Annotated in this window: 13 protein-coding genes and 1 pseudogene; 13 read left to right on the forward strand and 1 reads right to left on the reverse strand. The window is 47.8% G+C overall.

Going from position 1 to position 13,682, the window contains the following annotated elements; all coding sequences use genetic code 11:
- Positions 1-9: 9 nt before the first annotated feature.
- The 5 genes and pseudogenes from B5F25_RS09535 to B5F25_RS09555 all read left to right on the forward strand — a co-directional run bounded on the left by B5F25_RS09535 (position 10) and on the right by B5F25_RS09555 (position 6,508).
- Positions 10-1,914: an AAA family ATPase gene (locus B5F25_RS09535; protein ID WP_087249219.1), complete on the forward strand. Its 1,905-nt coding sequence runs from the start codon at positions 10-12 to the stop codon at positions 1,912-1,914.
- A complete protein-coding gene (locus B5F25_RS09540; protein WP_087249221.1) occupies positions 1,907-2,764 on the forward strand; it encodes a hypothetical protein in 858 nt (285 codons plus the stop codon). The genes B5F25_RS09535 and B5F25_RS09540 overlap by 8 nt, the downstream gene beginning before the upstream one ends.
- Positions 2,765-2,773: 9 nt before the next feature.
- Positions 2,774-3,715 (forward strand): putative phage abortive infection protein, encoded by a 942-nt coding sequence (locus tag B5F25_RS09545; RefSeq protein WP_087249223.1) that lies wholly within the window; start codon positions 2,774-2,776, stop codon positions 3,713-3,715.
- 30 nt (positions 3,716-3,745) lie between these two features.
- Positions 3,746-6,039, forward strand: a pseudogene (locus B5F25_RS09550) (DEAD/DEAH box helicase).
- A 178-nt stretch (positions 6,040-6,217) separates the two neighbouring features.
- Positions 6,218-6,508, forward strand: coding sequence for a hypothetical protein (locus tag B5F25_RS09555; protein WP_241148391.1), 291 nt, complete (start codon positions 6,218-6,220; stop codon positions 6,506-6,508).
- Between the two features lie 46 nt (positions 6,509-6,554).
- Here B5F25_RS09555 and B5F25_RS09560 read toward each other — a convergent pair whose 3' ends face one another.
- Complete coding sequence (locus B5F25_RS09560) at positions 6,555-7,211, reverse strand: M23 family metallopeptidase (RefSeq protein WP_087249289.1); 657 nt, start codon at positions 7,209-7,211, stop codon at positions 6,555-6,557.
- A 261-nt stretch (positions 7,212-7,472) separates the two neighbouring features.
- Between B5F25_RS09560 and B5F25_RS22735 the strand changes: the two genes are divergently transcribed.
- The 8 genes from B5F25_RS22735 (at position 7,473) to B5F25_RS09600 (ending at position 13,656) form a co-directional block, all read left to right on the forward strand.
- The gene (locus B5F25_RS22735; RefSeq protein WP_338088571.1) at positions 7,473-7,622 is read left to right on the forward strand and encodes a Fic family protein; all 150 of its coding nucleotides are present in this window, start codon (positions 7,473-7,475) and stop codon (positions 7,620-7,622) included.
- Positions 7,623-7,839: 217 nt separating this feature from the next.
- A complete protein-coding gene (locus B5F25_RS09570; RefSeq protein ID WP_087249227.1) occupies positions 7,840-8,604 on the forward strand; it encodes a DUF4099 domain-containing protein in 765 nt (254 codons plus the stop codon).
- A gap of 6 nt (positions 8,605-8,610) precedes the next feature.
- Positions 8,611-8,835, forward strand: coding sequence for a hypothetical protein (locus B5F25_RS09575; RefSeq protein ID WP_013619360.1), 225 nt, complete (start codon positions 8,611-8,613; stop codon positions 8,833-8,835).
- A gap of 31 nt (positions 8,836-8,866) precedes the next feature.
- The gene (locus tag B5F25_RS09580) at positions 8,867-10,468 is read left to right on the forward strand and encodes a hypothetical protein (protein ID WP_087249229.1); all 1,602 of its coding nucleotides are present in this window, start codon (positions 8,867-8,869) and stop codon (positions 10,466-10,468) included.
- A gap of 46 nt (positions 10,469-10,514) precedes the next feature.
- Positions 10,515-11,765 (forward strand): toprim domain-containing protein, encoded by a 1,251-nt coding sequence (locus tag B5F25_RS09585; RefSeq protein ID WP_087249231.1) that lies wholly within the window; start codon positions 10,515-10,517, stop codon positions 11,763-11,765.
- The gene (locus B5F25_RS09590; RefSeq protein WP_087249233.1) at positions 11,762-12,268 is read left to right on the forward strand and encodes a PH domain-containing protein; all 507 of its coding nucleotides are present in this window, start codon (positions 11,762-11,764) and stop codon (positions 12,266-12,268) included. The genes B5F25_RS09585 and B5F25_RS09590 overlap by 4 nt, the downstream gene beginning before the upstream one ends.
- A complete protein-coding gene (locus B5F25_RS09595; protein ID WP_087249235.1) occupies positions 12,249-12,941 on the forward strand; it encodes a hypothetical protein in 693 nt (230 codons plus the stop codon). Before B5F25_RS09590 ends, B5F25_RS09595 begins: the two co-directional genes overlap by 20 nt.
- Before the next feature lie 43 nt (positions 12,942-12,984).
- Positions 12,985-13,656, forward strand: a complete 672-nt coding sequence (locus tag B5F25_RS09600; protein ID WP_087249291.1) for a hypothetical protein — start codon at positions 12,985-12,987, stop codon at positions 13,654-13,656.
- Positions 13,657-13,682: the final 26 nt, after the last annotated feature.

Below are 13,682 nucleotides of genomic sequence, written 5' to 3' on the forward strand. Positions count from 1 at the left end.
TATTATCCAATGAATAAAGAAAAGAAGCTTGAAATATTCAAGTCTATTCAAAAACTGGGCTCTATCTGGGGGAAGGCGGATAGTGTGGATATGCTTGGAAACATTTGGGATCTTCATCTGCTTACATCAGAAGACCCAAGGTTTACGGATGCATACGGTGATGCTGTTCAACATTTGAGGAATAATGACGATTGGGATGAGGAATACACTTTCTTGACTCGGTTTGGTTTGTTGAATACAAGCGATGATGTGTTTCGCAGGTTTCTTAATGCAGTAGTCTCTAAAGATGTCAGGATATCAAAAGAAGAAATTGAGCGGTATGTTGAAACACTAAATCCACTATTAAAAAATGATGGTATCAAGTACATATTGCAAGGCGAGGAGAACGGCCTTCCTGTCTATGAGATAGAGGAGACAGCAAACAACGTGGATGAAAGGCCCCATGATATTGCCAAAAACCGTATCAAGTTCTATGTAGACCAGGTCCCAATCTCGTTTCCGGCTTTTATGCTTGACAGTGACTTGTGGGATGATTATAGCAGGAAAACACGTTTCAAACTCTATTATAAGCAGAGCGTGAATGCGAAAGGAATAGAGATAGGTCCTGTGAAAATTATGCACGCGAATGAATTTGTGACTAAAGATGCCATTCCACAAGATTTTTTTGAACTATCGGAAGAATTCTGCTCTGTTGGACAAGAAGATGAATACTACAAAAAAATCAAAGAACAGTTTCCCGATAATTACAAGGCCATCTTGTATGCCTTGCGGGATGCCGCTTACTTTTCCGCCATAGCCGACCGGTACCAGCACACCATATCCTTTCAAAAGTCCTTACTGAGATTTTCTGATGCATTGAAAGCATTCAGGGATGCGCATGGCATCATGGAAAACGTTGACATGAGTAACAGATATAATTTTACTCTGTACGCCAAAAGGCCGTACTTTGACAATGTGGTGAATGTGAACATGAACTTCGGTAACTTGGATAGTAATGACAATCTCAATAGGATTAAAGCCTTGATAGGCGAGAATGGTTCGGGAAAGTCGTCGGTGCTTTATTCTCTTGCCAAAGCATTGCATGACAGGGACGAGATGGCTTTTGAGAGTGGAAATATTCCAGACTTTTCAAAAGTGATAGCCATTTCTTACAGCATTTTTGACAAGCTCTTTGAATTGACCCACAAATCCTCCTTCAACTTTGTTTATTGCGGATTGCGTAATAGAAATAATGAACTGATAACAGAAGAGGACAAGAACAAACGGTTGGAAGTCTCTTTAGATGAGATAATATATAAAACTCGAACTTCCGATTATCACTGCACTTTAACGGAAGTGGTTGACAAGGAGTTCTTGGAAGATGTCTTTCTGAGTGGAGGAGATATCGACAAAAGAAAGTTTCATGAGATTATAAGTAAAATGAGTAGCGGACAGGCGATGATTACGTCCATCATTACAGAATTGTATGCCCATATCCGTGAAAATTCACTTATCCTCTTTGATGAACCTGAAGTGCATCTCCATGCCAATGCGGTAACAGAACTTATCCGGATACTTTTCGAGATCTGTAATGAATTCAATTCGGCCTGTGTTGTCGCGACACACTCTGCCGTTGTCCTGCAGGAACTTCTTGCAAGAAACGTAATTGTGCTGGAACAGGATAAGATCACTAAAGAACGTCGAACCAGACTTATGAACACAGAGACATTGGGCGAGAACCTGACGACCATCACGGAAGATGTGTTCGGACGTTCAACCATAGACAAACATTATGGATATGTCATACGTCAACTTGTTCGTAAGGGGAAAAGCATGGATGATATAGAACAAATATTGAAATCTGAGGGGTTGCCGATGAGTTTGAATCTCTATATGTACATAAGAAGACAAATGGAAATAAAAGCAGATGATTAACTTCAACCATTATAATGAGGATGCCTTTGAACTCTATAAGGCAGCTGTTAATCGGAAAACGGGTCAGGGAAAGGATGGATTAAAACAGATAGAGGAAAAGGTGAAATCAGCTTATGATAATTACTGTATCAAGTTTTCACAAAAACAGGTGCATACATTGATGCCCTCTAATTTGTTTTCAGAAGAAGAAAAAGCATTGTTGGAGGGGATGTTTGATAGCGACAATAAAATAGTGAGAACCATTAGGGACTGGATAGATGACCATAATAACAGAACTTATCTGAACAGGTGTCCTTATTGCACTTTGAATGCAGCCAACACGACCGAGCATATCCTACCCAAGTCTGTTTATGAGGAATTTGCGGTGCATGCTTTAAACCTGATTCCTTGCTGTTCTGAATGCAATTCCAAGAAAGGTGATAACTTTAAGGACAGAAGCGGGTATCCTCTGTTTTTGAACTTCTATTATGACATATTGCCAGAAACACAGTATCTATTTGTGGATTTGTCTTTTGATGAAAGAGGTGTCGTGAACTTCAACTATCGTTTGGATAATGTTAATCATGTAGACGTTAGACTGTTTGATTTGATTTGCAGGCATTATGAGAAGCTGGATTTACTGACAAGGTTTAAGACGAAAGCAATCTCTGAATATCCAGAGATAGAGAATAGTTTAGGAACCTTTTTATACCATGAAGATATAGATGTATTCATGGCCAATTTGAAACAAAAAGCAATGTTGGATGCCAATAGCTATGGGCATAACTACTGGAAGGTCGTACTGTATCTTGCCCTTGCAAATTCAAATGACTACAAAGCATATTTGGATAGAATCAAGAAAAGAAGTTAGGTTGTGCGAATGAAACAGATTATCACATACATATTATTATTCGTTGGTTGCATTTTACTGTTGTTTAAATTCCTTTATGAGAATGTACCAAGCACAGAATCCGACATGCTACTCAGATTATATTATATCGGAGGTATTGTCAGCGGCATTTTTGCATTCGGCGCGTTTTTCGTAGCTATTTTAACTTATTACAATCAAAAGAAGACTGGAGATTTACAGCGGTTTGAGACTACACTGTTTAATATGTTGCAGCTTCAACAACAGATTACAAATGAGCTTCGGTACGAAGATACAGAGCCTGACAGGAATCCTAATCACGGAGAAAATACCGGCTGGAGAACCATTGAAAAACGAGGAAGGGATGTTTTCGAGTATTTTTGGCTTTCCAAATGGTTCAGCTTTAGAGAAATCGTAGATGGCAAGATTTCTTTCGATGAAAAATCTTGGTATGAAGGAATGGTGAACGTCTTGACGAGCAGGGGTTCTGAAGCGTATAATCAATTAATCGAAATAACTATTTTCGATCATTATTTCAGGCATTTATATCGGATCATCAAATTTGTTGATAAAAACAAAGAACTTAATGACGAAGAAAAATATGATTATACAAGTATTGTAAGAGCTACTTTATCAAGATTTGAATTAGTCTGGCTGTATTATAATAGCCTTTATGGCACAGGGAAATCTAAATTTAAGCCACTAATAGAGAAGTATGCGCTGTTAAAGAATCTGAGGGATGAGTTCCTAACAATAAGTAAGGATGTGATTGAAAAAGACTATTTCCGGAAATATCAAATGATAATTGACGATTATCAGAATTATCTGACCACAGACAAGAATGATAAGTCAAAATATTATATCGGTGCATTTTACAATTCAAGGGATAAAGAGAGTTTTATAAAGGCCATTGAAGATTTTAAAAACAGTCCCGCTGCAAAATTGGACAAGTGAGTTGTTAAACTCTTACAAATTCTTCCTGTTATGCTCCGCAATTACCAACATAACATAAAGCAGTCGCTTGCATCAGAATGGAATCAGCACTGTAGCGTCATGGTGCAGATGCCAACTGGAACAGGCAAGACACACCTGCTTGCATCCGTCATTTATGATTGGTTGGAGGAGGCAGAACACAAAAGCGTTTGGATTGTAGCCCACCGTAGGGAATTGGTTGAACAGATAGAGGAAACGGTGGCAAGATACGACATAACGCCAAAGGATGGTATTATCAAAGTATTGTCCATCCAGTGGCTTTCACGTCACTTCAATGACATGAAAGATGAACGGCCGAGTCTGATAGTGATAGACGAAGCCCATCATGCGCTGGCGGGAACCTACAAGGAGCTGTGGCGGCACTATCCGGAAGCGAAGAAATTAGGCATGACCGCCACGCCTTGCCGGTTGAACCGGAAAGGGTTTACGGACTTATTTGAGGTGTTGATAACTTCGGACGGAATAGCGGATTTTATCAAACAAGGATGGCTTTCACCTTTCGATTATGTGTCCATACGTTCGAACAGTGAAGACCAGCGATTGATAGACGGTTTGGAGAAACGGGGTGCGGACGGAGATTTCCAAGTGAAGGAGATGGACAAGGTGCTGAACCGCCGTCCGAGTATCGAGCGGTTGTATGAAAGCGTTCGGCAATATGCCCATGGAAAGAAAGGCATCGTGTATGCCGTCAGCATCAGCCACGCACGAAATATTACCTCATATTATAAGGAACACGGAATGAATGCTGTCGCCATTGACAGCAAGACTCCCGCCAAGCTGCGTAAGGAAATGGTGGAGGACTTCAGACAGGGCAAGATAAAGGTATTGGTGAACGTGGATGTGTTCAGCGAGGGATTCGATTGTCCGGACGTGGAGTTCGTGCAGATGGCTCGGCCGACCCTTTCGCTTGCCAAATACCTACAGCAAGTAGGACGGGGACTGCGCAAGACGGATGGCAAGGAAACGTGTATGCTGATAGACAACGTGGGGCTGTACCGTCTGTTCGGGTTACCGACCGCTTATCGGGACTGGCAAGCCATGTTTGAGGGGCGGTTGGCAGGTAAAGGCTATCCTGCCACAAACGCAAGAAATGTTTCTTATATGGCAGCCGGGCAAGTTAAAGACGAGATGTTGGATGCGGAGGACTTACTGGAAACAATTCTGTCGCACGGGCAGTTGATGGATTACCTGCAAGGCAATTCTCCCCTGCTTGGTAATCCTGCTTCACAGACAGAAGCCCTGAAACCATATAAGGACAGGCAAAGCGGGCTTTGGGGATTGAAGCAAGGACAGACCATCACAGCCAAAGCACAATACCGTACCGTATTTGACGTGAAAGGCAATCTGGCTGCTGTGGGATTCGATGACAACCGAACAGGCATCGTGGACGGAAACGGGAACATACGGATGAAGCTCGACCGGTACCGGAACATGAAATTCCTGCCGGACGACGTTGTTGCCGTAACGGACAATGCCGGACATACATTCTACATCGACCTGAAAACAGCCAGGCTGTATAACCAGAAACCGGAAGTGCTGAAATTCGGGAAGATTGAGGTACTGAGGGTCGGAATGCTGTATTACAGCCGCACGAAACATGTCTATAAAAGTCCGTTGGGAATAAACGGCTTTGACCTGGTGCCACGGGGCTTCTACCTGCGGATTTACAACGGTCTGGCGAATGAGTGTAAGTTCAGGAGCATAGACAGTGAGGACGCTTTCTTCAATCGGGACAGCGTGTGCATCTTAGCGGATGACGAAGAAGAATATTATGGATTCTGCGGAGAACTGGCAGACGGCAGCATCGTGATTACGGACGGAGAGGGAAATTACTACCACGCCATGGACGGCAGGGAAAAACAACACATCGCCTGCGAGCACGCGAATACACAAGGTGAGGATTTTGATATGGCAGTGTCCCGACTGAAAGCGGAAGCCGAGGCGAGAGCCGCCAAGATGAGGGAGAACCACCAACGGGAAAAAGAAAAGAAACAGCAGATGCGGCTGGCCAAAATACAAAATGCCGTTCCGTTCCAATCAGGATTGAAATGGGGTCTGAAATCAGGCAGCCAAGTCATCGTCCCGCCTGTTTACCGCAGCATACAGAAGCCCGTGGGCAACTATTGTGCCGTGGAAGCCAATCCCCGGCAATGGGGCATCATCATGTTGGAGGAAAGGTGGTGATAGAGCCTCGTTACACCCATGTGGAGATAAACAGCAACGGGACTGCCCTGTTGACTGTTTTCCCCGGCATAACAAAGACGGTGAATTTAAAGAAGTTCTGAAATTTGCCTGCTGTTATTTGCGAGCTTGTTGCGAATGCCATTCCCTATTCCTAATCTTGAAGGAATGAGGAATGGCATTTTTTGTAGGAACATCTTTAAGGAGATAGGCAAAATACAAGCAGGATTTCTTGCTTGACTGAAAAAGATTTATTAACCTAGTAGTCTAATAACCAATGACATGAAATACATTGTATTACTGGTTTTTGCCTATATTCTTTTGAAAGTGTGCGGAAAAATGCTAAGGCATTTCCTGTCGCCGGAAACAACAGCTTTCTGGTTGGTTGCCATTGGGCTGTGCCTGTTCGGATTGGAATGGACCGGATTGTTGTTGATAGCGTGGCGGTACATTGTGATACCGATTGGAATATATTATGAGAGGCATCCGGGGCGCAGGTATAACAGGAAAAGCCATGGAAATTCAATTATCAACCGGGCGGTCATGTGGCTGATACCCGTAAGCCGGGGATGAATGAATATGACTACGAGCAGTTCTTAAAAGGAAATGGAAAGTAAGCTCAGCCGATTGCCAGACGTGCCAATGCTTCTTCACGGGTTTCCTTAATCAACTGAAGCAAGATGGCCGGGTCAATGTGCTTCTTGCCATATTTGGCGGTGATGTGCAAGTGTGGTCCAGTACTACGACCCGTGTTACCACTGATAGCCACCACCTCTCCCGGTAGGACTTGTGCGCCTTTCTTTACCAACGCCTTTGAGAGGTGGCAATAACTGACGGTGTAGTCTCCGTGACGGATGGAAACATAGTTACCCGAACGCTTATCGTATGAAACCTTAACGACCTCGCCCGACATCATGGAATAGACCTCCTCACCGCTTGCCCGCAAGTCCAATCCCTTGTGGTTGCTCCGCTTGCCGGTGAATGGGTCTTTGCGCCGCCCGTAAGGCGAAGTGACCATAATTTTCTTCAAAGGATAAGATACACTCATATAACAGCCTATCCAGTAGTTGCGCATTACTTCAGATTGTTTCCCTGCAATCGAAGTAAAGGAAACAAGTTTGTCTGCCTCTCCATCTCCGGGGAGGCATTTTGTTTCTGTAGGCTCAGCCACTCCCTGCATTTTGTACAGTGGCTTGCTATATGCAATGGTATGGAACTGTGCTTGTAAGGACAAGCAACAGAATGATAAAGTGAGTAATAGCCATGACTTTTTCATGGCACAAAAGTAATATGTAGATGCGTATAAAGGGAAGAATGGCAATGAGAAAGGTCATATTATAAGATTTTATAGGGAATCAGACCTACGAATCAGACTTAGAGTGTCTATAAAGTCAAGGCTGACCGTGGAAGTGCAACCCGACTATATGGTGTTGACGTTACCCATCGGCAAGACCCATCAAGAAAACCCATCAAGAAGGACTTGATGAGAGCGTTAATACTGGATTTCTGCAAAGAGCCCAAAAGCTTTTTGGAAATAATGAATTTGCTCAATTTGAAAGACAGGGTAAACTTCAAGCGAGTGTATATTTCTCCCTTGATTGCGGAAGGTTTGCTGTCAATGACAGAACCCGACACCCCAACCAGCAGAAACCAAATGTATGTGGCAGCCAAGGCTGAAAAGTCCTAATTGCACCTGTAAACATAACCACCTATACCCGAATGGGGCTTCCCAAGGCACGTTCATGCCGGGAAGCCCCATTCTTCGTTTTGAGTATGATTGATAGTATGATTTTTCCCTATAGCTATAAATAACTCAAAATCCAGGCACTTTTCTTGCCGATTCTTGCTTGACTTCATTCTGCCACCTTACATTTGTCCGAGTGTAACAATTAAAACTGGAACGAATGAACAGATACAAATTCTCGGAAGAGGAAGTACCCTACGGTACTCTCGAACAATTCGGGCTGACAAGGGAGATGGTTGGTGACCTGCCGGTGGATGTACTGCAAGCCATCCTTTCAGGCCGCCGCTCACCCGTTTTGCCCATCCGTGCGGATGATTCGGAAGGCAACACCATCCATGCAAGAACTCGCTTCTCGTTGGTGCGGCGTGAGGACGGCACAGCCGACGTGCTGTTTTACCCAGTACTGGTAGAAAGCCGCCTAGAGCGGTTCAGTGATGAACAAAAGCAACGCCTGTTGGAAGGAAAGGCGGTCATCGCACCGATGCATGGCGACAATGCTACCCCTGTACAGGCATTTCACCAGATAGATTCCGGCACGAAGCAAATCCTTTCCGTTCCCACACCCGTCATCGGACGCAACCTGCAAATCATAGCTGATGAATTCCATCTTTCTACAGCGGAAATCAACTGCCTGCAAGTGGGTGAACCGCTGACCGTGGCGGATGGTGACGAACTGATGACCATCGGCATTAACCTGAACGAGCCGACAGGTGTCTTGGTGTGCGTGGGTGACGGCGTACAATGGAAACAAGAAGCGAAACGCGAGTGGGACAAGTATAACTTCGGCTGTTTCGGCTGCTGGGTGGCAGACGGCAAGGGTGGTCTTGACTATGTGCATGAGGACGACTACAACGAAGAAATGTGGAACGAGTTGAAGCGGAGCAGCCAGCGCAGGATGCAGAACGCCAACACTCCCAAAATGTAAGGCATCATGGCAAAGGAAGAATACTATCCGGAAGAGACCCTCGTGGAAAAGGTGCAAAGCGGTGAGTACGGTTGGAAAGACTATGTATGGTACCATTCGAGGGAGTGGAGAACAGAATACGAAAAGTACTGCCGCCTGCGTGACCTGCCAATGGACGACGACACCGCCTTGCGCTTCCTCGACATGAAGCAGGAGGAGATGGAAACGGCACTCGCCTACGGCGATGCCTGATGAGCATATAACCGCATGACAACAATATGAAATGAGCATACGAAAGAACACTAACCCACGCCCTTTGGAACTGCCGCCGGAGATGCGAGACCTGCTGGCCCGCAACGGCATGAGGGGGCATATAGCAGGGAGCAGCGAAGGTTTTGTCCTGATTGTGCAAGGACATGATTCCCCGTTGCTTTCCTATCCCATCACCGAAAAACAGCTGCAAGCACTGACCGACTGGGGTACGAATTACGCAAACCGAAAGTGCTATAACACCTTCGCAAGTATTGTGGCGGCGGACTTCGACCTGCCCAGGGATTTCGTACACGCACGGAATGCCAACGGACGGGTGGCCATGGGCTTACACGGCTACCGTATCGGCGCTGGTGAATACGGACGATCAGGTTGGGCGCATCCCATGTACCGCCACCCATGGGGAGCGTGTTTTCTCGGCTGGACGCCCCGGCAGCAGGACGGCTTCCACCTGCGGCGCATAGGCGGCAACCTCTATTTTCCCGGCGCACCGATAGTGCCCAACCGCCCCGACGGACGCATGAAACCCGGAGAACTGCAAAGCGGCGGTTATGGTTTCTACTACAAGGGGCAACCCACCACGACAGTAGCCGGACAGGATGTGTTGGAGGAACTGGAAACGGTCATCACACCTTTGCAACCCAAGCCACGACCCACCGAACCGGCCAAGCCTTACCACACGCTCATCACTTCCCCCGTCTATTTCACCAACGAGAAATGGCAGGAATGCTTAGCGAGCCACGGCATACTCATAGATTCCGAGCGCAAGACGCTGACCATACAGTCTTCCTCCGTCTCTGCCGATTTGCAGTATGACCTGAAAGACGAAGAATTGGCAGCTTTGACCAACAACTCTGCACAGGATGTGCCGGTGGAAAAACGGCTGGAAATCATTAATGGCATCATCAAGGAGGATTTTTCCGCACCTATCACAATGGACATGTTGAATAGTGACAAGATGATTGCCATCGAACTGCATCCGGCGGTCAAGGAAGACTTGGACCGCCAGCTTTCCCAAGTGGGGCAAATAGAGCAAGGCGGGCAAGGGCAATATGTCAATGAAGGCCTGTCCGTAGAGCCTGAAGAAAGGGTACTGCCCAAGGGAACGGTGGTGATGGACGGTAACGACCTCGCCTACATCAACCCGGACAAGGGCTGGTTCCGAGAGGGCCGGCATGGACGGGAGGTGACCGTGGACGAGATACGGGTAGAACCCACCGAAACTGAGGGCAAGTACCGCATGACCGCCGTCATAGACGGCGAAGCCGTGAGCCACGAAATCACCCAAAAGCAATATGACAAGTTCATGGCCATTGATGACTACCACCGCCTGAAACTCTTTTCCAAAATATTCGGGGAAGTGGACATGAAGTCTAGGGACAACGTGCCGTTGGGAACGAAAATCGGGGCGGCTTTGTTGGCGGGCGTAGCCGTCATGGGCGAACTGGGCCGTGGACCACGCCCCGACATTTACCTGGAAAGGCATGGCCCTCCACCGCCTCACCGGTGTTACTTCAAGCCCGGAGTGGACACCCCTATGGACGTGGCGGCACGCAATTATGAAGCAGCCGTGAACACGGAACGGATGCAGCATGAAATGAGACATGGAATGTGATTCAACGAAGAGCGAAAAATTAAGAATGAAGAATTGAGAACCAATCATGGCAGAACTGACTTACGAGGATTACAAGAGGAGGCTGAGCATACAGGAACTGTTGGTGGACGCAGGCTATCGGCTGAACCGCCGTGACGGTCTGCGCTATCCGTCGTATGTGCGCATTGACAGCGATGGGCGGCGTGTGCGAGGAGACAAGTTCATCGTCACGGCCAACGGCTTCTGTTGTTTCCAGCCGCCCGAACGCAAGAATTACAATGTCATTTCCTTCATCAAGGAACATCCCCACTTCTTTGCCGAATACACTCCGGGGATGTCCGCCGACCGGTTGGTCAACCTCGTATGCCGCCGTCTGCTGAACGAGCCGCAAGAAATCCGTGAAACAAGGATATTCAACCCTGGCAAGGAGGGCAAACCGTTTGACATGGATGAATACGACCTGCAAGCCTTCCGCATGGACGATTGGGAGAGCCAGAAAAAGTTCTATCCCTATTTCAAGAACCGGAGCATTGACCTTGACACCCAACGCGCCTTTTGCAGTCATTTCTTCCTTGCCTCCAAGCACCGGACGGACGGCAAGGTATTTACCAACCTCGCTTTTCCATTGTCACTGCCCGCATGGCCGGGCAAACAGATTGTCGGCTTGGAAGAACGCAGCCGCCCCAATGCCGAGGGCAAGACCGCCTACAAGGGCATGGCGGCAGGGAGCAACGCCACCAAGGGAATGTGGATAGCCCAGCTGAACAGCCACCGCAGTGATGTCGGTTTCAACATCCCGTTGTCAGGCGTGAAAGACGTGTACTGGTTTGAGAGTGCCTTCGATGCGATGGCGTTCTACCAAATCGAAAAGAATGAAACTGTGGTATACGCCGACTTGGGAAACGCCGTGTTCGTTTCCACGGGAGGCACGCCGAGCATCAGGCAGTTTGCCGGGATGCTGGAACAGACCCCTGATGCCAACCACCACCTCTGCTTCGACTGCGACCAGGCGGGACAGCTCTATGCCGTGAACTTCGCCTTGCAGATGAACGGACGGGTATTCAACTCACACATGACGAAGAAAGACACCTTGGTGGTGACTGACCTAACCGGGAAATACGGAAGGACGGAACTGGACGTTCGCACATTTGACTTTGAAGCTATTTGCAAGGAACTTGGCTTGGAGAAAGGAGGCATTGACTACCGTCCACCCAGCGAGGGCTACAAGGACTGGAACGACCAACTTATGGGCAAACGGATGGATGAGGATAAGGAACAAGAAAATACGGAAGAACGACAAATCCGATTCAGACGATGACACAAACTACTTCACAACCGCCATTTACGCGACCCGACACCCTGCAACTGCGGCCAGGGACGTTGCAGTTTTTTATCGACAACCTGCCGTTGCTGACGCTCGACCTGTGCGGTTACGCTTGTGCCGGGATGGACGGAATGCTGTTCAAGGGATTGTTGCTTTGGTTGTCAGTGGCCATGTCGTTGGTCTTGGCTTACCGTTTTATCTACCTCAAACGCATGATTTACCGCATTACGGACGAACAACTGATATACGAGCACGGGGTGATTACCCGGAGCAGCGATTATGTGGAACTATACCGGGTGGTGGATTTCGCCGAGCGGAGCAACCTGCTGCAACAGCTTTGCGGACTGAAAACCGTGAGCGTCCATTCGGGCGACCGCACCACGCCCCGGCTTGACATCATCGGCATGGACATGAACAATGACCTGGTGTCTGTCATCCGTGGACGGGTGGAATTGAACAAACGAAGAAAAGGAATCTATGAAATCACGAACCGTTAAGATACTGACTATTGTATTTGCCTTGTGCTTCAGTATCAGTGTACAAGCGCAATACGTGCAGACCAATCCTTTGGAATGGCTGGCCCTGGCGGAAGGCAACGAGGCCATCAACGGCCAGATACAAGACCAGATAGAGGGGCAGACCAAGACGGCGGTCTTGCAAAACACCATAGCCGCCGAGTTCAACCGTATCCACGAATGGGAGCGGAAGTACAGCGATTACCTGCAGACGGTGGAAGGTTATGCCTCCTCCTTGAAAGCAGCCACCACCCTGTATGAGGACGGGGTGCGCATTTTCATCACCCTCGGTAAGCTGCGCAAGGCCGTTACCAGTAATCCGCAGGGCATTGTCGCCACGATGAGTATGAACAACCTCTACATTGAAACGGCTACGGAATTGGTTTCAGTTTATACGCTGCTCAGGAATGCCGTGGCCACAGGAGGCCTGCAGAATATGCTGACCGGGGCGGAACGGAGCGAAACCCTCTGGGCTTTGTCCGACAGGTTGGACGCTTTCAGCAAGAAACTGCACTTGTTGCATCTGAGCATACGCTACTATACGATGACCGATGTATGGAACAATGTTACCGCCGGGATGATAGACAGGAGCAACGGGGAAGTTGCCCATGCCGCCTTGGACAGATGGCGAAGGGCGGCAAGGACTATCCAATGAAGAATGAAAAATGATGAATGAAGAATTAAGAATGGCAGAGATAATGAGACACATCGTGATAATGGGCTTGCTGCTTGTTTGCTCGTTGCAATTAAAGGCACAAATCGACCCGACCCTGGCCGGGATGGTGTACCTCTATACCGAAAAGGCGGAAGACCAGTTGAAAGCACAGGAGCGGGCGATGCTGATGCAGACCACCGGGCATATCTGGACACGGGAGGAAGTGGAAGGCACGACGGACATCCAACGGAAGTTCAACGACTACCTCGATTCTTTCCGCGACATCATCAGCTATGCGGCACAGATATACGGCTTCTACCACGAGGTAGGCAAACTGGCCGAAAATATGGGGAGCCTGAACGACCAATTGCGCAGCCGTGCGGGAAACGCCATTGCTGTGGCACTCACCCCGAACCGCAACCGCATCTACCAAGAGCTGATATTGGGCAGCGTGGAAATCGTGAACGACATCCGGCAAGTATGCCTGAGTGACACCAAGATGACCGAGAAGCAACGGATAGAATTGGTGTTCGGCATCCGGCCGAAGCTGAAAGCGATGAACCGGAAACTGCGCCATTTGACATTGGCGGTGAAATATACCTCGCTGGCCGATGTGTGGGCGACCATCGATGAAGGGGCAAGGCCGCAGAAAGCGGACAAGGCGGAAATAGCCCGTGCCGCCATGCGCAGATGGAGAAGAAACGGAGATTTATAAACGGATGGAAACAACTACAAAATAAG

The sequence above is a fragment of the Bacteroides sp. An19 genome (assembly GCF_002160215.1).
GTDB classification, from domain to species: Bacteria; Bacteroidota; Bacteroidia; order Bacteroidales; family Bacteroidaceae; genus Phocaeicola; species Phocaeicola intestinalis.